21 protein-coding genes are annotated in these 22339 nt (G+C 39.5%); 3 read left to right on the top strand and 18 right to left on the bottom strand.

All coding sequences use genetic code 11. The annotated features are described in order from the left end of the window. Positions 1-36: 36 nt before the first annotated feature. The 4 genes from ACHCNF_RS17885 to ACHCNF_RS17870 form a co-directional block, all read right to left on the bottom strand. The gene (locus ACHCNF_RS17885) at positions 37-2418 is read right to left on the bottom strand and encodes a glycoside hydrolase family 2 TIM barrel-domain containing protein (protein WP_408072402.1); all 2382 of its coding nucleotides are present in this window, start codon (positions 2416-2418) and stop codon (positions 37-39) included. Positions 2419-2550: 132 nt separating this feature from the next. Continuing rightward, entirely contained in the window at positions 2551-4149 is a 1599-nt protein-coding gene (locus ACHCNF_RS17880) for an ABC transporter substrate-binding protein (protein WP_408072401.1), read from the bottom strand. A 40-nt stretch (positions 4150-4189) separates the two neighbouring features. Continuing rightward, positions 4190-5116, bottom strand: a complete 927-nt coding sequence (locus tag ACHCNF_RS17875) for a carbohydrate ABC transporter permease (protein WP_408072400.1) — start codon at positions 5114-5116, stop codon at positions 4190-4192. A gap of 10 nt (positions 5117-5126) precedes the next feature. Beyond that, complete coding sequence (locus ACHCNF_RS17870) at positions 5127-6053, bottom strand: ABC transporter permease (protein WP_408072399.1); 927 nt, start codon at positions 6051-6053, stop codon at positions 5127-5129. 275 nt (positions 6054-6328) lie between these two features. Here ACHCNF_RS17870 and ACHCNF_RS17865 point away from each other — a divergent pair, with 275 nt between their 5' ends. Continuing rightward, positions 6329-7336, top strand: a complete 1008-nt coding sequence (locus ACHCNF_RS17865; protein ID WP_026491904.1) for a LacI family DNA-binding transcriptional regulator — start codon at positions 6329-6331, stop codon at positions 7334-7336. A 224-nt stretch (positions 7337-7560) separates the two neighbouring features. Here ACHCNF_RS17865 and ACHCNF_RS17860 read toward each other — a convergent pair whose 3' ends face one another. The 12 genes from ACHCNF_RS17860 to ACHCNF_RS17805 form a co-directional block, all read right to left on the bottom strand. After that, the gene (locus ACHCNF_RS17860; protein WP_026491906.1) at positions 7561-7881 is read right to left on the bottom strand and encodes a hypothetical protein; all 321 of its coding nucleotides are present in this window, start codon (positions 7879-7881) and stop codon (positions 7561-7563) included. A gap of 90 nt (positions 7882-7971) precedes the next feature. Then, the gene (locus tag ACHCNF_RS17855; protein WP_408072398.1) at positions 7972-8361 is read right to left on the bottom strand and encodes a hypothetical protein; all 390 of its coding nucleotides are present in this window, start codon (positions 8359-8361) and stop codon (positions 7972-7974) included. A gap of 230 nt (positions 8362-8591) precedes the next feature. After that, positions 8592-8921 (bottom strand): hypothetical protein, encoded by a 330-nt coding sequence (locus ACHCNF_RS17850; RefSeq protein WP_026491909.1) that lies wholly within the window; start codon positions 8919-8921, stop codon positions 8592-8594. Between the two features lie 73 nt (positions 8922-8994). Further along, positions 8995-9654 (bottom strand): CPBP family intramembrane glutamic endopeptidase, encoded by a 660-nt coding sequence (locus tag ACHCNF_RS17845; RefSeq protein ID WP_026491910.1) that lies wholly within the window; start codon positions 9652-9654, stop codon positions 8995-8997. A 1-nt stretch (position 9655) separates the two neighbouring features. Then, entirely contained in the window at positions 9656-10024 is a 369-nt protein-coding gene (locus ACHCNF_RS17840; protein ID WP_408072397.1) for a hypothetical protein, read from the bottom strand. A 414-nt stretch (positions 10025-10438) separates the two neighbouring features. Beyond that, the gene (locus tag ACHCNF_RS17835) at positions 10439-11302 is read right to left on the bottom strand and encodes a hypothetical protein (RefSeq protein WP_408072396.1); all 864 of its coding nucleotides are present in this window, start codon (positions 11300-11302) and stop codon (positions 10439-10441) included. Positions 11303-11858: 556 nt separating this feature from the next. Beyond that, positions 11859-12194, bottom strand: a complete 336-nt coding sequence (locus ACHCNF_RS17830; protein ID WP_408072395.1) for an NUDIX domain-containing protein — start codon at positions 12192-12194, stop codon at positions 11859-11861. 7 nt (positions 12195-12201) lie between these two features. Then, positions 12202-12663, bottom strand: coding sequence for an HD domain-containing protein (locus ACHCNF_RS17825; RefSeq protein WP_408072394.1), 462 nt, complete (start codon positions 12661-12663; stop codon positions 12202-12204). Positions 12664-13114: 451 nt separating this feature from the next. Then, positions 13115-14146, bottom strand: coding sequence for a glycosyl hydrolase 53 family protein (locus tag ACHCNF_RS17820; RefSeq protein ID WP_408072393.1), 1032 nt, complete (start codon positions 14144-14146; stop codon positions 13115-13117). 64 nt (positions 14147-14210) lie between these two features. Then, a complete protein-coding gene (locus ACHCNF_RS17815) occupies positions 14211-15857 on the bottom strand; it encodes a DUF3502 domain-containing protein (RefSeq protein WP_408072392.1) in 1647 nt (548 codons plus the stop codon). A 95-nt stretch (positions 15858-15952) separates the two neighbouring features. Beyond that, positions 15953-16924: a carbohydrate ABC transporter permease gene (locus ACHCNF_RS17810; RefSeq protein ID WP_408072391.1), complete on the bottom strand. Its 972-nt coding sequence runs from the start codon at positions 16922-16924 to the stop codon at positions 15953-15955. An 11-nt stretch (positions 16925-16935) separates the two neighbouring features. Further along, entirely contained in the window at positions 16936-17841 is a 906-nt protein-coding gene (locus ACHCNF_RS17805) for an ABC transporter permease (protein ID WP_408072390.1), read from the bottom strand. A 172-nt stretch (positions 17842-18013) separates the two neighbouring features. On the opposite strand from ACHCNF_RS17805, the gene ACHCNF_RS17800 reads away from it, so the two are divergent. After that, positions 18014-19075, top strand: coding sequence for an AraC family transcriptional regulator (locus ACHCNF_RS17800; protein WP_408072389.1), 1062 nt, complete (start codon positions 18014-18016; stop codon positions 19073-19075). 56 nt (positions 19076-19131) lie between these two features. Then, positions 19132-19377 carry a TFIIB-type zinc ribbon-containing protein gene (locus ACHCNF_RS17795; protein WP_408072388.1) on the top strand — a complete coding sequence of 82 codons (246 nt, stop codon included), beginning with the start codon at positions 19132-19134 and terminating at the stop codon, positions 19375-19377. Between the two features lie 38 nt (positions 19378-19415). On the opposite strand, the gene ACHCNF_RS17790 is transcribed toward ACHCNF_RS17795, so the two are convergent. Both ACHCNF_RS17790 and ACHCNF_RS17785 read right to left on the bottom strand, forming a co-directional pair. Further along, positions 19416-20276, bottom strand: coding sequence for an SDR family NAD(P)-dependent oxidoreductase (locus tag ACHCNF_RS17790; protein ID WP_026512190.1), 861 nt, complete (start codon positions 20274-20276; stop codon positions 19416-19418). Between the two features lie 15 nt (positions 20277-20291). Further along, positions 20292-22226, bottom strand: coding sequence for an oxidoreductase (locus tag ACHCNF_RS17785; protein ID WP_408072387.1), 1935 nt, complete (start codon positions 22224-22226; stop codon positions 20292-20294). Positions 22227-22339 lie beyond the last annotated feature (113 nt).

Below are 22339 nucleotides of genomic sequence, written 5' to 3'. Positions count from 1 at the left end.
TTAATATCACACAGCTCCTTCATCCTTTATAAATAGTTAGAATTCAATATTTACACTGTTTAAGCCTTCAGATGATAATAAAACACTCCCCGTTTCCTCTTTGTTTTTCTTTTTAAAAGCGGCAAGTAATTTCCCTGCAAGCATATTTCTTTTATCGGATTTATATCCTGAAAGGTCCTGCATATTTCCGGCGTCCATTCCAATAAGCTCAACGTTATCAGAGCAAACTACACTTATCAGGCTGTCTACATCAGGGACAGCTCTGCCATCTTCATCTCTCGCTGTTATCTCCACAAGATAGAATTCACCTGCCTTTTCCACCGATGCTTCTAAGGATGATGGCTTTTTTGTTGTAACAACTTCGCAAGTCTTAACAACTTTATCCCCCATATAACCTTCTGCTCTTAATACACCGGGTTCATAAGGTACATCCCATGCAAGATGAAGATCACCTGTAGTTGGGCGAAAACGTCTGAGTTCATCATCCCAGCTATTCATGGCTCCATATCTTGGGCATGGGGCACTCGCTTTTTCTGAAATAAGCTTATCGTTAATATATAGCTTTACTCTCTCACAGTTGGTATAACATATTACTGTTTTAAAAGTGCCCTCTTCGCCCTCAAAATTCCAGTGAGGAAGCAAATGAAGAGTTATATCTTTTTCATTCCAGATAGACCTGAAATAGTAATAAGCATCCTTTTTGAAACCGGCTGTATCAATTGCTCCAAAATTAGCGCCTCTTCTTGGCCAATGCGACTCACCAAGATAATCTATCCCAGTCCAGATAAAGTCACCGGCAACATAATCCCTGCTTGCTGTAAATCTCCAGAGTGCTTCATGTGTAAGCGATGCAGTAATATAGTTGTCATTAAAGTCTCTTGTCTGGCTATAGTCGCCTCTATCTCCACACACAGAAGGATTCTCAGAGCCTATCATTATCCTGTCAGGATATACAAGCTTATCATCTTCATAGAATCTTTCCGCTCTCTCTCTCCATCTTCCTACATAGTTATAGCCAACTACATCTATCTCATTCATAAATTCCTGTTTGGTTTCAATCCCCGGAAGAGATGCGATGTTATCACAAGCACTTGTTGTTAACCTGATGCTGTCTTCTTCATGAACTATATCAGATAGAAACTTAGCTATCTTAGGACCATCTGTGAAAGCCTGTTCAGGGATCTCATTTCCTATACTCCACAGAATTACTGATGGATGATTATAATCACGTCTTATCATTCTCTGTAATTCCGTTTTTACATCTTTACAGAAAAATTGACTAAAACCGTACGAAGGCTCTTCTGAAAAATAGTTTTCATTTTTATTCTTTCCAAGCATCCATTCGTCACAAATCTCGTCCATTACCACAAATCCCATGCTGTCGCACAAGTCAAGAAATCCCGGTGCCGGTGGGTTATGTGAACACCTGATACCGTTTACGCCCATGTCCTTTAACGTATTCAGACGTTTTTCCCAGATATCCTTATAGAATGCAGATCCAAACAAGCCACTGTCATGATGAAGACAAACGCCTTTAATCTTTATTTTTTCTCCATTCAGCTTAAACCCTTCATCACAGGAAAAAGCTATTGTTCGTATACCAACACTTTCTCTGCGTTCATCCAGAAGCTCTCCATCACAGAATACCTGAGTTACAAATGTGTAAAGATATGGTTTGTCTATTTCCCATAAAATTGGTCTCTGAACAAACATTCTTGTTGCAGCCTGTGATGTTTCATTTGAATCAAGGCAAAGTGTTGCACCAGCCTTGCATGAAAGCTGTCCCTTTTTATCCAAGAGCTGCCACTTTATTACAACATCCTTTTTTTCTTTCTCATAGTTAATAGCGCTGCTCTTTACATCAAGAATAGCCATTTTTTCATCATCAGTCACTTCGGCTGTTTCGACTTTTATACCAAAGTAATCCAGGCATTGCCTTGATGTTTTTCTTATATACACGTCTCTATATATACCCGAGCCTGTATACCATCTGCTATTAGGCTGCTTGCTATTATTTACTCTTACTGAAATGAGATTATCTCCCTCAACCAGTTTATCTGTTATATCTACCACAAATGTAGAATATCCATATGACTGACTTCCTGCCTTTAAGCCATTTATGTATATCTCACTTTCCATGTATATTCCTTCAAAAATGAGCTCAACATGCTTTAGTAAATCATCCTTGGAAATCTTTATTTTTTTTCTATACCAGCCAATTCCGGCATGAGCATAGCCGCCACCTGCCCCGCTCCTGTTCTCTTTCTTTGGTGCAAAATATGTATCCCAATCGTGTGGAAGCTCTATATGATCCCAGCCTTCATCGCGATAATCAATTTGGGCAAACTCACCGTTGCTGCAATCTTCACATATAAATTTCCATTCTTCATTTATTATCTTGGCATCTTTTAAATTCATCGTTTCTCCCTAAAATTCTCTTAAAAAGGGAGCAGTAAAACTACTGCTCCCTCCAGGTTGTCATAAGTTAAATACTTCGGAATAATTTCTACCTTTTTGATCTCACAGTCATTTTGTACCAATATTACATAATTAATTTCCCTGTTTCTCAGCAACATATGCCTCTGCCTGGGATTCAAGTTCTGCAATAATATCTCTGATTCCTGCATTTTCCAAAGCCGCACTAAATTCAGCAATTGACGCATCTACATCGTCTACAAGACCGTTTACAAGTGGTCCATAATAAATATCTACAGCAGCCTCAACAGCAGCAAACTGCGTTGATACATTTGTCGAATCAAAATTAAAGCCATCATAGATATGATCAGGTTTTATATTTGCGTTAAATGCTTCATCAAGCTGATCATATACTTTATCTACTTCTGTTTTGTTCTCGATATACTCCGTACGTGTAATAGTCATATTATTCCAGCCCCAATTACAGTTTGAGCTTACTCCATAGTTTGTTTCATCAATTATCTTATACTGGTCATCTCCTACAGCTTCCCAGTGCTTCCCTTCTATTCCAAGCATAGCAAGATCGTACACCTCAGGGTTTGTGTAGAACTCATTAAGCACCATCATAGCTCTTTCTTTGTTCTTACTGTTATTATTGATAGCCACACCATTATTGATATATGAGTTAACCTTCTTGGGCTGTGATGATACCGGATCAACGATCGTTACGTTCCATTCAGGATGCTCAGTCTCTGCCTGTCTTCCATAATTTCTGCAGCTTCCAAGGTTCCAGGCAAGTGTTGCAGTTTTCCCATTCAAAAGACCAACCTGACGCTCTTCAGTTGAATTCAAAACATCAGATGACCATGCTCCCATATCAGCAAGTTCTTTTGCCTGCTTGCAGTAATCTGCAAATCCATCCCAGTCAAGAAGATATGTAAATGATAAATCACTTGGATCCTGTGTATTGTATAGAATCATTTCACCACCATGAGGTGCACCACCTGTTATTGTATATCCTTTGTTTTGGAAATACTGATAATTGGGGCCACCCTGGCTCGCATAAAATCCATCATTAGCACAAGCCTTATAAAACTCTACAAGTTCATCCCAGTTTGTTATTTTTTCAATGCCATATTTTTCCATCAAATCGCCACGGATAGTCATTACATCCTGACCAAATTCATTCTGGTAATTTGGTACCATGTAAATATTGCCATTGATTTTTGCCTGTTCCCAAGCCATTTCCGGTACTACATTCCAAATATCAGGTGCATAGGTCTTTATGAAATCCTCTGATAAAGGATAAAATCCTCCGAGTGCCGCTGTCTGCTCATAATGGCACCAGCTTGATGCTGTAAATATCAAGTCAAAGTCTTCCTGTGAAGAGAATAAAAGTGAATATTTTGTATCATGATCGCCCCAGGACAAAAAGTCCACTGAAAGAGAACAGTTGAGCTTTTTCTCCAGTATCTCATTGATCTTGCCATATACTTCATCAAAGTCAGCTGTTCTATCACCTATAAGATACATTTTTAAGTCAACGTGTTCAGATGTATCTGGAACCTGACCAGTTGCCTCGTCTGATTCTGATGCTTCGCCTGAATCTGCAGACTCGCCTAACTGATCTGCAGGCGCTTCTGAGACTTCATTTTTCGCCTGACCACCGCATCCTGAAACGATTCCACATGTCATCCCCAATGCCAATAAAACTGATAATACCCTTTTTTTCATTACATCCTCCTTAAACTATGAAATACTTAATCTTTATCATTTAGCCCTTTACTGCACCAATTGTGATTCCCTGAACAAAATATTTCTGAACCAACGGAAATGCCAGTACAATAGGACCTGTTACCACTATTGTTAAAGCCATCTTAAGCGTCTGTGTCGGTAAGTTTACTGAATTAATAACAGAACTGCTAACACCTGAATTTGTGAGCATTTTTTTGTATCCTTCAATGTTGTTTACCTGCCTGTACAGGAAATATTGAAGAGGATATTTGCTTTCACTCTTTATATAAAGCATTGCATTGTACCAATCATTCCAATATGCAAGAGCTATGAAAAGGCCTACTGTCGCCAAGGCAGGTTTGATTAAGGGCATTACAACCTTAAACAAAATCGCAAACTCGCCACATCCATCAATCTTCGCTGCATCCATTAGTGATTCCGGAACAGATGAAATATAGCTCTTCATTATGAGAAGGTTGTAAACACTAAAAATCATAGGAAGCAGCAATGCCAAATAACTATCCTGGAGCTTTAGCGTTATGGTCATAAGCATGTAATACGGCACCAGTCCTCCACTAAAGAGAGTTGTAAAATAAAAGAAAAATGAAAAACCATTTCTCCATTCGAAGTCTTTCCTTGAAAGAACATATGCTGTCATTGTCTGCAGTAACAAGCCTATTGCCGTTCCGCCAAGTGTAAGTAAAATTGTGACCAAATACGCCTTTCCAACAACCAATGGATCTTTAAATACTGTCTTATAAGCATCCAGACTAAAATCCTGTATCAATAGGCTGAAACCATTATTTACTATTGCTTCCTCAGAAGATAAAGAGCCTGTTAAAACCATGATGAATGGAATAAGGCATAAGATTGAGATAATGCTGCAAAAACTGTATGCAAGAATGTTTAGAATGATCACTTCTTTTCCAGTTTTAACTTTTTTTGAAATATGTACCTGATCTGACATTTAGGCCTCCTTAAAACAAGGTGTAGTCTTTTTCATATAGACCCACAAGATGATTAGCCAATAGAATAGTTACAAAGCAGAGAATTGACTGAAATAAACCAATAGCTGCACCCATTCCAAAGTCCTGGCTTGTTAGAAGTGCCCTGTTCGTCAATGTATCTATAACATCTGTGTAGTTGAACAATAATCCATTGCTTCCCACAAGGTTATAAAACATATCAAAGTTTCCCTTAAAAATACCTCCTACTGACATCAGAAACAGTATTACTGTCGTTGGCATTATCATAGGAATCGTAACTTTGAAGATTCTCTGAAATACATTAGCGCCATCAATTGATGCTGCTTCATATATAGAAGTATCTATTCCCATAATCGCTGCCAAATACATGACAGACCCATAGCCTACACCTTTCCAGAGCGCAAAAAATACTATGATAGGTGGCCATACCTGGGGCAACGTATAAAATGGAATTTTCTCTCCTCCAAATAACGCTATAATTCGGTTCACAAATCCAAAATCTGAGCTAAATAGATTGAACGCCATAACACCTACGATTACCCATGAAATAAAGTAGGGCAAAAACATCATAGACTGAGAAATCTTTCGAAACTTTTTGCTTCTGATTTCAGTAAGAAAAATTGCAACCGCAATCTGCAGTATTGTTCCAAGTATTATAAATGCAATATTATAAAGAACAGTATTTCGCGTCACCAATCCAGCCTGTCCGGATTTAAAGAAAAATTCAAAATTCTTTAACCCATTACAAGGACTACCCCAAATTCCACCTCCATAGTTATATTTCTTAAATGCCATTACAATTCCAGTCATTGGGTAATATGCAAAAAGCAAAGTGTATGCCACAGATGGCAATAACATAAGTAAATACACCCTGTACTTATAGAGCTTATAAAAAAAACCCTTTTTCTTATTTTTCATACATTCCCCGTGAGATGTATTCAGAACTCAATACATCACATTTCCTTTCGTTTATATACGTTGTGCACAAACATCTGTATTACTTAACATTAAGTTTAGGAAAAATCACCATTATTCTCTAGCTTAATAACCTTCAATCTTTTAAATGTCTATGCCGCATTTTATACAAAAAAAATTTATGGCCTGCGCAATTTTGCGCTTAAATTGCGCATTATGTTGCTTTTTTGCGCAAAACCCTTGAATAGTATATTTCAACTCCGTATAATCAAACCATTATGAATGACAAGACAAACCTTAATGAAATAGCAAGAATTTTAAATATATCGACCACGACTGTTTCTCGAGCCCTTTCAGGCACAGGGCGAGTTTCAAAAGAAACCAGAAAAAAAGTTATTGAAATTGCTGAAGAACTTGGGTATTCGACGCCATCACAAAGGCGACTTGACACCTTTATACAGCCAACTAATCATAGTCATAATATTGGCGTTGTCATGGCAAGGGATTTGCTTTATGAATCAGATTTCTTTCATCAATGTCTGTTAGGAGCAGCCTCTGCTTTAGCTGACCATAACTATGAAACACTTCTGATTTTATGTAACACTGATGAATATGAACCATTAAGACCTGCTGCTGAGCGTGGAGATTTGGATGGTGTGATTTTTTTGCGCGCAATTTCCGGAGAAAAAAGTCACCCGTATTTGAAGAAGAAAAATATCCCTGTCGTTGTAGTAGGATCTGGTGTAAAAAATGCGTTGATGGTTGATTCAAACAATTTGCTGGCATGTAGAGAGCTCTGTTCAAATCTTGTTAATTGCGGTTGTAAAAACATTTCCTTTATTTGCGGGAATATAAATTATACCGTGAATAAAAATCGATTAGATGGTGTACTCATGGGAATGACCGATTATCGTTTGGAACCTAATCCCAATATTATATTCAAAGATATCGAAAGCTTTAGTTCCTGTAAAATTGCTGTAGAAACAGCGATACAAAGACGCGCAGATGGAATAATCTGCGGAGATGAAGTAACCACGATTTGGACATATGATATATTAACCCAGAATGGAATCTCGGTTCCTAAAGATATTCTTCTTGCTTCATGCTATGACAGTAAAGCGCTCTCCCACCATTCTCCAACAATTTCAGCAGCTCATGTAGACGCAAGAAAGATGGGAATTGAGGCTGGTGAAGCAATGTGCAGACTGCTCTCCGGAACCGAAAACAGACGTTTTATACCTGTTGAGCATACTATACACCTAAGAGAATCAACCAGATCTTTTTAACAGATATAATTTACGCTATCAAAAAGTAAGCCTCTTTTTCATCGTCTCAGTAACAAGATCTATCTGATCGTCTGTCATATCATCAAAACCGTATACAACGTATGGTTCTTCCAGCTTAAAAGGGAATGGCACTCGAAGCGAATGCCCCCCTGTAATCGCAGGAAGGCTTAAAGCCAAGCTCGTTATAGACTCTGTCCCATATAGCACAATACTGTTCATCATTGTTAATCAACATTAGTATCTTCTCCGATTCTCCTTTTCTTCTTTAATGTAAGAACAATCATGCCAACAATCAGCAATACTATCCCGATTAAAATGTAGAGCCCTGGAAATAGTATCATTGCTAAGGCAATGCCACCCACATCGTCACTAAACTGAGCTCTGTAATAGATATTTTGTAATGCCATCCATGCAAATACGGCCGACATTGTTACTGTAAAAATGGAGTATATCCATCTTTTTCGAATAAGAATCAATGTGAAAATGCAGATAATAGGCAGGATAAAATAACCGTATCCCCAAACGTGAATGATAACATTAGTCATTTCAAACCTTTTCCTTGTTTCAAGATTTTTGTTCCTTTAATGAAACGCTGATAGCTTCTTTTATCATTCCAATAATAGAGCCATAGCATTTCATAGTCCCCTGGCCTGAATCTTATCGTATTCAGTAGCTATATCTTTCATTGTCTCATAACGGCTTTTGCGGTCATCGGCGATTTCTATTGGACAATTAAGAAAGCCATGAACATAGTCCAAAAGAAAATCAAACAGTCTTTTATTCTTTGTATCCTGCGCATAATCAAGAATACCTATCCGGGTATTAAGATTTCGCATACCAAGGATATCATCACACACATGCAACCGCATCTCAGGAGCCAGATTTAACTTCTTTAGTGTATTGACATACATCTTAAGAAATTCCTCATCGTGATGATTGCCCAGAATGCTGGAGACATTAAAGTAATTAGTAAAAACAGAAGGAGCTTCTTCAAATACCAGGAGATATTTTTTAAAAAGTTCCATTGCCCATTTTCTCCTTAATTCTCGTGGGACATGTGTTTCCAAGTATTCTACACACTTGGAACCTTCTTCCCTGTATATCGAGAAAAAGGAGCAATTATATTTTTGATAAATGGCTTTAGCTTCTGCAATATTCATATGACAGTGGTCTCCTCAGTAGTATATCCCTTTATTTCTTTCCCATTGCTTATGTCTAGCATTGGCTACCCGACTTGCGTGTATTGCTGCTACCATTACCTATATACCGCGCAATAAAGTTCTTCCACTCCAAAACTGCTTACTGGTCTGTCTCCGCCGCGTATTTCAACCTTTGTGCAACGATTCTCAACCTTATGAATAAAAGCCGCTTTCTTTTCGGTGCTTTCTCGTTCAGCTAAGTCCTGGTCTTCATTTGCCCCCATGTAAACAGTCCATACGGTTAAGCTTCTTGTATATGGAAGATAAGCTGCGACTTTGTGCCGGAGAAATGAAGAAAGCATTTCGCCCTCCTGATACTCTAAGACCATGGCTTTCTGATCATCGTCTCCATTGCATATGCTCTCTCTGGTTGCATATATAATCATGTGTCGAACCTCATATCCTCTTGTAATAGTCATTTCATGTGTATGATAAAGTGTTTAAATCAATGTCACTTAATCACAGTACCCCTGCCAGCAGTGCCAAATACCCAACAACATTAATCGATGAATGCAGCAATATGGAAGCAAAAATGTTTTTATTCCAGTCATAGAACAGCGTTAAGATAACTGCCGGAGCCAGATAATAGAAGAATTCCAATGGAGCTACGATATGTATGCAGTCAAATAAAACAATGGAAACCATTGTAAGAACAAGCCACATGCATTTTCTTTCCGGTCTGCCAATAACGCTGTAGCGAAACACCATTTCTTCAATTATGGGAGCAAATACGCATCCCTGTATCACGCCAAATGCCAAAGGAACTGCATTCAGCTGATTCTTTACGTTCTCATTATTAACCGGCAGAATAGCATTACAATAGGTATTAGCTATCCAGAGAACAAACATAGTCAGAGCTAAATCAATTACCAAAACAATCAGCCATCTCAGATAAAATCTCCCGTCCTTCAATTTTCTAGTAGCAATCTCAAGCAATTCATCTTTAAGCTCCTTGTGAAACATCAATAATACAATCACAAAGAGTAACACGTATACCATGAATGATGCCCATTCACCAGAAATAATTGGTGCGATAAGTTCCCATAGCCCAAAATTTATAAGATAGAATAGGGCTATCATGCACATTCTTTTACTATATAATTCAAGATATTTTTTCATATCAGTACTCATACTTAATAGCTTTTTTATGATGCTTCTCAAAAGTGCTCTTGATGATGAGTCCAGTGCCAACTACTACCGGAACGAATACAAGCAGGATGTCTGTAAGCGATGAATATGCAAAATATAGCTCTGTTCCAAGAACGAGCGCTACAACTAATAGGCACAGCGACATCACAAAACATCCCCATGTAAATTTGTTTTTATTAACTACTACTGCTATTGCTGAAATTATAAGAAGAACCAGAACTATTGCAGAAGTGCTTACCCTGCCGATCCTGTAGAATCCGAATGATGATACGCGTACCATCTTGAACAGCATGAATAAGCCGATGATAACAAGAACCCATCCAACATTTCTTTTTGTCATACTTGTTTCCCTCCAAATGATAAAATTCCCCCAAGCTTCAATTATATGGTAAAAATCTCAGTAATAGAAGTAATCTTTTGTATATGCTCATTTTACTTAATGAGATAGTGCAAATACATTGTCAGATAGGCGAAATAGATGTCTATAAATCCCTGAAAGCACTGATTATTCCTGCGTTTACATGTTGTGATAATTTTGTGATAGTTCCGGGAGTATTATCCGATCAGAACATAAGAAAAGGGCAGCCACGGTAGCGATGCTTTACCAAGGCTGAGCCCGAGGTCAGAAGGATAAAAATCCAGCAAAGGTAGCGACGCTTTACCGGAGCGGAGGAACAGATCCTGCGGTTCTACTATGAGGGGTAAAAGATATCAAGGGCGGCTTAAGCTTCACCCAAAGGTATCAATATAGAAGTTAATTTGGAAAGGGCATGTAATTACCGATGTTCAACGCCCTCTTATCTGTCAGTATATCAGGATCCCTCTGAATAGCTTCCCAAGCCAAATCTAAGTAAAAATAAACCAGAATACGTTTAACGGTGTCATAGTCAAAAGAATAGATGTCCTTAAGCATTATTTCACCAGTCCAGGTCTCTGCAGACATTCCCATATTTTTTAATGTTTCCCTTGGAATATAGGCGATAAAATGAAATTCCCGCTTGTTGCTTTGCATTAGCTTAAAACATATTCCTGCGTTTTCAAAATGGTTAGGACTACATAACAGAGCCGGATCATAGCCAACAATTCCCGATAGTATAAATAAGTAATCCTTAAGTTCACTGCAATATACATTCAGAACCTTCGTATCTCGTAAGAACAACTCACAAGCAATTTTATGCCTTTTATTTACGACTTCGTTACGACGTTTTCCCCTTATTATATCCTTAAAATTTTTTTCTTCGGCTTCTGTTAACGCCTCTCCATTATTAAGCTTATTTTGTATGCGTTCATATAGCTCTGTAAAAGCAGTTCCTTGGGATGATTCTACGTTAACCTGAATATCCATTTCTTCTTCCAAACTCATAAAAAGGAGGAGATTCCTCTTGAGCTCACTTTCGTTGATTATCTTTCTGTTATCATCCACAGAGATATCTATTGTAAATTGTTTTTTGCTACGATGTGAATCATCGATGGTCTCAATTACAGGAGTATCGGTTGCTGAAGTCTTATCAGCTTCTTCAGGCATTTTGTGCAGTATTATTCTGGCATTTTCCTCTGCTTGCTTTTTCCATTCATGTAATTTTTCGACTGTATACTCTTCTGGATCTTTATCTATCAAATCAGAACAGTAGTTACAGAGCCATAATAGCAATTTAAGCATTTATAAAAAGATCATCTCCTACTATAATACTGATGAAAATATAAAGCTTTCATTTGAAGATGGCAGTACAATTTCTTTCAGGAAAGACTGCATTGATTGCATTTCTGCAGATAAACTAAACTACAATTGTGTCTATATAATTCGAGGCAAGCTTCATGAGAAATTTCATACCTATAATTTTATAATTGAAATGAGTCTATATATGAATTGAAGATAGAAAAGTGTTATATAAATTGTTTTTTGCAAGACCTTTTTGGAAAAAGTTGCAAAGTATTAATGGACAAACTTGCATGTCCATTTTGGACAAAGTTGCAAGGGGTTCCCGGCACCATTTAGGCACCGGAAAATCCATTGCAGGCTTGCTACTATCATCAAAGGTAAGTAATGGATGTCTTATCTGTTCCCTTGCTTAACCTGCTCATTAAACTTGCACGTTTCTTGTTGTCAAATGGATCCTTTCCATTACAACAGCGCTTTACATAATAGTTGTATGCATCAAAATCTTCATAGACATTCAGTCCTTTATGTAGTCAAAGGCAAGTTTTAGATCCTGTGGATTGGCGACAATACCCAGTTCTTCAGAAAGTTCCCTTACTGCAGCTTCACCAGGTGTTTCCCCGGAACGTACTCCTCCACCGGTCATGTCCCATTTACCGGCATAATATCTGGCTTTAAGCGAGCGCTGCTGTACTACGTATATCCCTTCACCTTCTCCGGGTGTGGGAGAATCCGCAGTTTTCATTATGATTAGTACATGTCTGTAATACTCGCCGGGGATCTTAACTTCATGTTTTTCTTTAATTTTTCCTGTAGGGATCCCATCCCTTGTATATACATCTATATATTCCATGAAATGGTCACAGCCCCAATTCTTTGCAGAGAGCGTCATATCTTTTCTGCTCTTTTTCTTTTACAGGCTTCGATGAATCTTTAAAACAGTGGTCAATAACATCTGCATCCTTTAGAAGTTCATCCATTGGAGAATCTGTCACGAGTTTATCATCGTGATGGTATATGGCAGAGCAAATGATATCAGTTTCTTCTTTTGAAGTGATGCCAAGTTCTTCAAGAATCTTTCTTGCCAGATCTGCTCCGAGATGGGCGTGGTCATCATATGAACCACTCTTATATGCATGAAGATCGTGAAGCATTCCTGACATAGCACCTAATTCCTCATTAAGTCCGCGCTTCTTTGCGAGAATTGTTGCCGCAAGTGATACGCCGTAAAGATGAGCTGTTGCGCTAGCCCTTTTGTCGGAGTCAGTAATGTTAGCCAGTTCATTGTCGATATATGTCCTCAAATCTTTTAATCTACTCATGTGTACCTCCGGATGCTATGAATTATTTTTCTAATAAATTGGTATTATTACATTTCATCTTCTGTTTCACAGGGCGGTCTATGATAAAATCCCTTGCATCAAGCTCTCTTCTTCTCCAAAAAGATTGAGTTGCTTAGCTCCCTGTATCATTTTGTTATACTCATTCTGCTCTTTTTCAGATAGTTCTCTTGCCACAGATAAATCTCCTACCGGTTAAGTGTTGCAAAGTGCTCTTTTATTATATTCCCTTATTCATTAATAGGCGAGACCAGACAATGCTATTGAGATTTCCATAACACTGCCTAGTCTCTTTGTTATTTTGCATATACGCTAAAATCAATAAATTCTGTGGGACGAATCCAATCTGTTAAAGCTGTTGCCTACATCAGGGAACAGGCAGGTGAAAATGTAAACATCCTGTTCATTCACATACCTCCATAAGATGCCTGATTTACGCATCCTTATATGCTGACAGCGCTTCCGTAAGCTGAAGGGTATAATTCTTTGTCAGCTTTGAAGCACCAAGTGGATATGAATCCGGAAGAACTTCTGAGCACACCTCCGGTTCCCAGTAAAAAATACCAAGCCCTTCATTATCCGGTACTCTCTTAAGCATCCTTATTGTGTCTCCTATGAGCTGTCTTGTTTCTTCAGCCTCATATTCCGGTCCGCCTATTTCTGCTATCATAACAGGTCTATGGAATCTTTCCCTGTACATATCAATACATCTTGTCCAGTTGCTTATACTTGAATCGACATTTTCTTCAGGATTCTCCTTATTTATCAGGTCACACCAGTATGGGTAATCCGAAAATCCAAGTATATCTGTCAGCCCACCATTATCAAAAAAGTTTTCCAAAAAAGGCATTACCCAGTCAGGATGCTGACCGCTTGCAAGGTGAAGAACAACTTTACAATCCGGAAATACCCTTTTTACAGCCAGATACCCACTGTTTATGTATTCAACCAGCTGTACAGGATGTTTTTCAAGATCCCCCATAGGATGCATCATCCCTGGATTTATCTCATTTCCAACCTGAACCCATTCAGGAGATATACCCATATCTTTCATGATGTTCAGAACATTTTCAGTATGCTCGCCAACCTTTTTACATAACTCCTCATGGGATAGTCCGGCCCATGCCTTGGGAATATACTGTTTTTTTGGATCTGCAAATTCATCACTATAATGAAAATCCAGCATAATGCGCATGCCGGCTCTTTTTGCCCTTAAAGCGGCCTCAGCCACCCTTGATGCATCGCAGTATCCAAGCATTACCATAGTCCCGTCTTTTTCCTCAACATAGCCTTCCCTTGGAGGATCGACAAATATCCTGAATCTCACTGAATCAGTACCTTTTTCCTTTACTGCCTCCAGACACGATACATTTTTACCTTTTTCATTAACCCATTTAAATCCCCTGTCCTCAAGCTGGGTCATCCATCCAAGATCAGCCCCATATGCAAATTTATTCTTCATCATCAGTAGTCCTTTATTCTTGTTATTTTAGAAAAGCCGCACATGGCGGCTTTTCCGTTTGTATTATTTATCTCGTTGCTTTCCATGCATCATACTGTGTGCTGAATTCATCAAGAACGTTCTGAAGGCCTGAATCATAGCAAGCTTTGATCATCTCATCTATTGTAGAATCCACATCATCTACAAGTCCAAGCTCCAGCATGGGTACATAGTCATTAAGCACAGCACTTACAGCCGCCTTGTAATCAGCCACATTTGAATCATCAAATACAAATGTTACTGTAGGATTATTAACTACCCTCTCCTCCCAGCTTTCTGTTACCTTTTCAGCCCTGGGATCACCACCTGCTTCTTTAAGATCCCCATTTTTGATAGCCCATGATGCAGAAATCGCATATGCAGCAAAATCTCCTGCCTTATCAGTTTCCGTATATTCGCCCGCATCATTTATCGTATAGTGCTCATCTTCTACTCCAAGAATCCAGAGATGGTTAAGATATGTATCACACTTCAGAATATCCAGTACCATTGCTGCTCTAGCAGGATCAGCACTTCCCGCAGCTATGGCCATGTCATTATTTGAATAACATTCACAGCCTACAAGATTGTTCTTTGTAAGGTCATAAGCAGCACCAACTACCCCCTCAGTCTGCTCTGCCTGTTCTATATACGTGAATACTGAGGTATTCCATGCGATTGATGCACCCTGAAGATTTCCAAAAGCATCGTCATCGGTAACAGTGTTTGTAAGGGCACTTCTGCTCCATGCTCCCGCATCTGCCAGTTCCTTCATGTCATTGGCATAGCTTTTGAAAAGATCTGTCTCATATACAAGCTTGATATCAGATGCTTCAGGCAGTGAGCCCTCTTTATAGTTATAGATAAGGTCAAAGTAATCACTGTCAAGAGCAAGGAATGTATCCTCCTGCTGTCTGTATAAGTCCCAGAGTTCGTTGTTATCACCCGAAGCTGCAAGCGCATAAATTCCGCTTTCCGGTGTCTCTTTTTCAGCGATAGTCTTTGCATAATTCATGTAATCATCCCAGTTATCAAGTGAACTGATACCATATTTATCTGCAAGATCCTGTCTTATTGCGACTATCTTGCCCATAGGTGATGCCTGGTTTGAAGGAACCGCAATTGTCTGACCGGAAATTGTTGTCTCATCCCAACTCTCAGCTGCCTGGAATCTGCTTGTGAGAGGCATGTTTTTTGAAATAAAGTCGGTATCAAGCACGTAGAACGATCCTTTTGCAGCCTCCGTGTACATAAAACACCATGGTGCGGTGAAGATAAGATCTACCTGACCGCCAGTAAGAGTAAGCGGATACATCTGCTGATAATCTGACCAGCTGAGAAAACTTACTTCCACTTCTGTATTAAAGGGCTCGAGATATTCATTTGTCTTTGCAAGAACATCATCCCACGCAGCAGGCGTATCACCTATGAGCGTAATATTCACGGTCTTATGCTCAGACAGATCTACATCCCCATACATTTCAGGAGTAGCTTTTACGATCCCTTCTCCTATTTTTGCAGGAAGCTCATCAAGCGATACAGATGCTGACGTTGCAGTAGCTTCGTCCTTTATCTCTATATCTCCTGCGTTTTCCATACTCCCGCTTTCTGTTTCACTTGAAGCTGATCCACATCCTGCAAGCATGGATGCTGTCATAATCATGCTCAGAATTACTGACAATACCTTCTTTCTCATTATTATTTGTCCTCCTTTAACTCTTTAACCCCTTAAGGGTAATCCTAACTATTTTTCATTACACATATATCAAAGATTTCTTCCCTAAAATCTCATCATCCCTTGACCGCTCCTATCGTAAGTCCCTTGACAAAATATCTCTGGACAAAGGGATACAACAGCACTATCGGACCTGTCGCGATTATAGTCATTGCCATCTTCATTCCCTCAAGTGGTATGGATGGAAGCGCAATGCCTGACTTTTCAGCCACTATCCTCATCGCCTCTGCACTCCCCAGGATCCTCTGAAGGTAGTACTGCAAAGTGAACATATCATCATTTGTTACAAACAGCATGCAGTTATACCAGTCATTCCAGTATGCAAGTGCTGCAAACAGCGAAAGCGTTGCTATAAGAGGCTTGCTCAGTGGAAGTATCAGCTTTGCAAATATGGTTATGTCGTTTGCACCATCGATTTTTGCAGACTCTGTTATCTCTGCGGGAATACCTGCCATGAAAGATTTTGCAATGATCATGTTCCATACAGAAAACATCAATGGAAGAATGAGTCCAATGATACTGTTTTTAAAATTCAGATAGCGTGTGCACATCAGATACCACGGAACCAGTCCACCATTAAAAAGCGTTGTGAAGAAAAAGAAAAATGAAAACTGGTTTCTCCAGGGGAAATCCTTCCTGCTCAGCACATATCCTGTCATTGTCGCCATAAGGACAGAAAGAAATGTTCCTATAGCTGTCACACTTATTGTCATCCCATAAGATTTAAGTATTGCTGTGGGGTTCTTAAGGCACAGCGCATAGCTTTGAAGGCTTAGCTCCGAAAGCTTTGGAATCAATGGATAGCCATCCCTTATCAGTGATGTCTCACTTGTGATTGATGCAACTATTATCAGGTAAAAAGGGATAACGCATATAAGAGCGAACAATCCGACTACTACTGAACCGACCACATTTACAGCCATCTGGTCACGGCTTACCTTCTTTTTCTTCTTTTCACCTGTTTTAGCAGGCATTCCTATATCTTCAATATCTGAGCCTTCCGTAAGGCTTATAACATCAGCAGACATTTGCCACCTCCTTAATAAAGTGCGTAATCAGGATTTGCTTTTTTAACCAGCCTGTTGCATACCATGATGGTTATGAAGCAAAGAACTGACTGATACAGACCAGCCGCTGCAGACACTCCCACATTCCCATTGTCGATCAGAAGTCTGAACACATATGTGTCTATAACATCCGTCATCGGCTGAAGGAGTGCATTGCTCTTAACGGTCTGGTAGAACAACCCGAAATCTCCGCGGAAGATGTTTCCTATACCAAGAAGTACAAGGATCATCATCGTTGGTAGGAGGGAGGGAATTGTAAGGTATCTTATCTTCTGCCATGCAGAAGCGCCATCGATCGAAGCGGCTTCAAACATTTCCTGATCCATACCGGTTATCGCCGCCAGATATACAACTGAACCATATCCGGTCTGTTTCCATAACTTTAAAAAGATAAGGACAAAAGGCCATGCCCCGGGTGTGTTATAAAGGTCAAAAGGTGTTCCGCCTAATGCTGTTACTACGTTATTGAATACTCCCCGCTCATAATTGAAAACATTGTAGATTATGGCTCCTGCGACAACCCAGCTAATAAAATATGGAAGGAACATCAGGGACTGCACTGTTTTCTTAAAAGCCTTGTGTATGATCTCGTTCAGAAGGATCGCACTTCCCATCTCAAATACAACGCCAAAAGCTATAAATGCTATGTTATATAGGAGCGTGTTCCTTGTTACCTGAAACAGCTTCCCTGAGATAAGTAGCGCCTTGAAATTGTTAAGACCATTCCAGGGTGAAAGATATATCCCGCCGTTATACTGATATTTCTTAAATGCCATTATTATTCCTGTCATTGGAATGTAACTGAAAACTATAACATATATGAGTGCTGGTAAAAGCATCACTAGTAGCATCCAGTGTCGTTTCAATTTTTTTATCATACCCATGCCTCTTTTCTGATACTTGAATCGTGTCTATGTCTGATATTTACTATGATTCATGCATCTGTCTTGATTAAGATTCTATAGTCTTAGAGAATCCAAAACAATGACACGAACCGACTTCCGTGTTAGAATTTGTATCATATATGGGAATGAATAGGAGCCTAGAAATATGTTAAAAGAGATATCAAAAGATTATATAACCAGCACTAATCCTAACGCTTCGTTCAATATAAATACCGGAAGTGATTCAAATTATTATCAGTTAAAACTACCGTATCAGATAACGTACGAGTTCTGTAGCGGGACCGGAGAAAATGACTATATGAACGCAATTACCTTCTCAGAGGATGCGTCATTCTATGCAAGAGATTCTTTTTATGGTCACGACAGGGCTTTTCACGACCATCCCCTGCATTTTCATGATTATTATGAGATTATGATTGTCCTAAGTGGGACCTTAACACAAAGAATCGAGGATATTGATTACAAATATCCAGCAGGGACATGCTGCCTTATAAACAGAGGAATAAGGCATGCAGAAAACTTTGATACTGAAGCCAGTATTCTGTTTGTTGGACTATCAACAAGCATGATAGGTGAGCTGTTTACAGTAGCAGAACATTCTTCGTTCCATTCAGAAAAAGAATTTATGAAGAGTGATCTATACAAATTCATCATATCTGATCTGGATAACCCTGACCGCAAAGCATATCTGGATATGATACCAGCATTTAATAGGTCGTCTGGCTTAGTGCAGCTTGGTGAATTGACCACTGAAATGCTGAATACAATGATGTTTTCTCACTTTGGATCCTCATATAAAATGAGGAGTCTTCTTAGTGAGCTTCTGTATTTCATATCCTCCAATGTTAATTATCACTGTACTGAGGTTGAAATGGGTATGGGAAACGACCAGCTTCTTTTCAGCCGTATAGACCATCTTATGAATGAGAAGAATGGCAGAATTAGCCGTGCAGAACTTGAAAAAGCACTAAACTACAGTGGCGATTATCTCAACAGAATCGTGAACAAATTTACAGGCATGTGCCTTTATGATTATGGTATGACATTTTGCCTAAAAAAAGCTGCAGAAGATCTGACAACAACCAAAGCATCCATCACATCTATTGCCCAGAACCTGCAGTTTTCCAACCGGACACATTTCTATTCTCTGTTTGAAAAGCAATTTCATATGACACCTAAAGAATACAGGACAAAAATGACAAAATAAGTTTAGATGAAGCTAACCACTATTTATAAAGCTTATAGTCATGAGAGGTTCATTATATGGGTTTTGTAATGGGAAAATGCCCTAATTGCGGGGCAAATTTGAAAATCAATGAGGATCGTGATGTTGCGGTATGTCAATACTGTAATACTCCTTTTATTGTTGAAAAGGCCATTAATATATACACTGCAGAACAAATGAATTTGAAAGCAAATTATGTATATGTAATTAATGTTGTCCAAAATAGCAATATTATGATTACAGAGGCTATCAATAATGCGGATATTCTTTGCCTGGGTATATAAAGAAAAAGGGCCATCATTTTGACAGCCCTTTGCTTTGATTATTTTCCGCGAAGTTCCATGAGGTTTGGTCCTTTTCCTGCAAGCATGTCTGTCACACGTTTACCGATAAGGGTCGTATAGATAGGGTGAGTAAGGATATAGAACTGATCCTCTTCTATAGCATTAAATACTCTCATTCCCACAGAATCTATAGGCATACCTGTTACAATAACCTGCTCTGCTATTTTCTGACCCATAGCGAATTCCTTGCTTGTGTAGTAAGGATCAGATGCATCCTTGTACTGCTCAGGGCGGTGTCTTTCAGCATGGTGAAGGTCTGTCTGAACAAATCCCGGACAATATATGCTAACGGAAATATCTGCGCCTTTTGCCTGAAGGTCATAGCTAACACTTTCAGAAAGTGCAACTGCAGCATGCTTTGTAGCGTGATAAGCGGGCATTCCATTTGAAGTGATAAGTCCTGCTACTGAGCATGTGTTCACGATATTGCAGTGTGTACCCTGCTTCATCATGATCGGAATAACCTTGTGCATGAAGTAAACATGGCTAAGGAAGTTAGCGTGTGTGATCCACTCCCAGTCTCGAACCGGTGTGTCCCAGATATCACCAGGAACCACAACACCTGCGTTATTCATAAGAAGGTCAATCGCGCCGAATTTTTCAATAACTTCATCAACCGCTCTCTCACAGTCTTCTACCTTTGTTACATCTGCCTGGATAGTGAAGATTTCTGCAGCTCCAAGCTCTTTTGCTTCCTTGGCAGCTGCTTCTACTTCGTCCTTTTCGATATCAAGAGCAGCGATGCGCATGCCTCTCCTTGATGCTTCTTTTAAAAATTCTTTACCAAAACCATTTGCTGCACCGGTTATCAGTGCAACTTTATTCTTGAATTCTTTCATCTGAAAACCTCCCCTTTATAGTGTTGATGCTCTGCCAAGTGCATCTGTTGTAGCTTCCGCAATTCTTCCGGGGAAGTTTGCATCGCCGAGTACTATTACATTGTCAAAGTTCTCTTCAAACTGTGCTGATACATCATTTGAGCGTACTCCAAGTGCAAGAACTACTGTACCAGCAGGAATTTTTGTCATCTGTCTTGTTACTGTATTCATTACAACAACTGATTCTTCATCTGCAGACATGAACTGCTGTCTTGTCATGACATTTACACCAAGTTTTCCGAATCTGATGGTGAAATCAGCGATCACAGAGCGGTAAAGACCTCTTCCGATGTCTTTTGTCATCTCTACAAGAGTAACTTTATTTTCGCCTCTTGTTGCAATGGTCTCAGCAGTCTCCATACCTGTTACACCGCCGCCAATTACGACAACGTCGCCCTTTACTTCCTTTTTGCCCATCAGATATTCTTCAGCAGTGATAACATTAGCGCCATCAACTCCGGGAAGTCTGGGAACGATAGGTGTTCCACCAGTCGCAACAAAAACAGCTGTGGGATCAAGTGCCTTTACAGCATCTACAGTGCCTTCTGTATTAAGTCTGACTTCGATGTTGTTTTTCTTGATTCTGCAAACAAGAGAATCAAGATAAGCCTGAAGCTTTTCCTTCATGATAGGCTTTGTTGCAATATTAAGCTGTCCGCCAAGAGAGTCTGCCTTTTCAAAAATTACAGGCTCAAAACCTCTCTCCTTAAGTGTGAGTGCTGAAACCATTCCAGCAGGGCCTCCACCTATGATAGCAACCTTTCTGCCATTGCCAGTCTTTTCTACGCAGCTATAGTCAACTTCTCTTCCGCACTTGGGGTTAACGGCACATTTGATATGTCCTCCGTCTGAAAGTGCAGTGAAGCAGTATAGACATCCGATACACTTGTTGATCTCATCGCCTCTGCCTTCCTTAGCCTTGTTTGCCCATTCGGGATCAGCAAGATGAGCACGGCCAAGAGCAATATAATCACAAACGCCCTCCTCAAGAAGTGCTTCTGCAACTTCAGGATCCTTGATGTTATTTGTTGCAATTACCGGAATCTTTACATTTTTCTTGATAGCGGATGCGAGATGTTTCTTCCATCCCTGAGGATATGAAGAAGGCTCGATAATTGTTGTAGCAGATTCATAGATACCGCTTGAAACGTTGATACAGTCGATGCCGAAGCTCTCAAGTGTTCTTGCAATCTTGATTGTATCCTCAAGCTTTAATCCGCCTTCTACAAATTCATCAGCTGAAATTCTCACTGAAATAAGGAATCTGGGACCACACATGTATCTTATACCTGTGATTATCTCCTCAAGAATTCTTATTCTGTTGTCAAAAGATCCGCCATATCTGTCCGTTCTCTTATTTGTATATGGAGAAAGGAATTCATTTAAAAGGTAGCCATGAGCTGCGTGAAGCTCGATTCCGTCCATGCCGGCCTTCTGGCAGATGACAGCACCCTTGATAAAATTCTTTACAAGTGCTGAACACTCTTCTGTTGTCATCTCCCTTGGCATTTCCTTAGTAACCTTACACATAACAGGTGAAGGAGCAACAATCTGTCTGCCGCCTATCATGGATGATTTATTTTCCCTTCCTGGATGCTGAAGCTGAACAAGGATTTTTGTTCCATATTTGTGTACACGCTCAGCAAGCCTCTCGAGATGAGGAACATGTCTGGAATCTGTAGCTCCCAGCTGATTAGGTGTACCAATACCTTCTACCTCATCTACTCTTGTGATTTCAGTGATAATGAGACCCACACCGCCTTTTGCTCGGTCTTCGTAGTATCTGATAATGTGCTCGTTAGCTTCTCCTGTTGGATCTGCCAGCGAAACTCCCATCGCAGGCATTACTGTGCGGTTCTTGATTCGCACGCCCCCTATACGCCCACTTTTAAACAATTTTTCGTAAGCCATAAGTACCTCCTTTAAACATATAAATGCTACTTATTGTGCATAGACTACAACAATGTTTCGATTTAGAGTTGCATCCATGAACATCAATGAATACAATAATTTTACTGGGCTAT

This window comes from Butyrivibrio sp. NATIVEDY162 (assembly GCF_045999815.1).
Lineage (GTDB): Bacteria > Bacillota > Clostridia > Lachnospirales > Lachnospiraceae > Butyrivibrio.
The sequence above is the reverse complement of the archived record's forward strand: the minus strand, read 5'-3'. Positions and strand labels throughout refer to the sequence as shown.